The organism is Methylobacterium sp. J-067 (genome assembly GCF_022829465.1).
Taxonomy (GTDB): domain Bacteria; phylum Pseudomonadota; class Alphaproteobacteria; order Rhizobiales; family Beijerinckiaceae; genus Methylobacterium; species Methylobacterium litchii.
Map to the genome: position 1 here is coordinate 1 of NZ_JAKSXZ010000036.1, position 590 is coordinate 590.

1 protein-coding gene is annotated in these 590 nt (G+C 66.1%); it reads right to left on the reverse strand.

Annotated features, from left to right (window positions below):
• A partial coding sequence (locus MKK52_RS02495) for a sugar nucleotidyltransferase (RefSeq protein WP_243952172.1) occupies positions 1–590 on the reverse strand: 590 nt, incomplete at both ends.

Here is a 590-nt window from a genome sequence, read left to right on the forward strand (position 1 = left end):
CTCATCTTCTCCACGTAGAGCTGGCCGCGCTCGAGATAGGCCTCGTTCACGCTGGTGATCTCGAGTTCGCCGCGCGCCGAGGGCGTCACGGCGGCGGCGATGTCCAGCACCTGATTGTCGTAGAAGTACAGGCCCGTCACCGCCCAGGTCGATTCCGGGCGTTCCGGCTTCTCGACGATCTTCGTCGCCTTGCCCTGCGCGTCGAGGCTCACGACGCCGTAGGCCTGCGGATTCTCGACATGGTAGGCGAAGACCGTAGCCCCCTGCTCGCGCGCCACGGCGCGGCGCAGGAGGTCGGCCATGCCGGCGCCGAAGAACAGGTTGTCGCCGAGGATCAGCGCCACGTCGTCGTCGCCGACGAAGTCGCGGCCGATGACGAAGGCCTGGGCGAGGCCTTCCGGCCGCGGCTGCACCGCGTAGGAGAACGACAGGCCGAACTGTTCGCCGGTGCCGAACAGGCGCTTGTAATTGTCCAGGTGCTCCGGCGACGAGATGATCAGGATCTCGCGGATGCCGGCCAGCATCAGCACCGAGACCGGGTAGTAGATCATCGGCTTGTCGTAGACGGGCAGGAGCTGCTTGTTGATCGA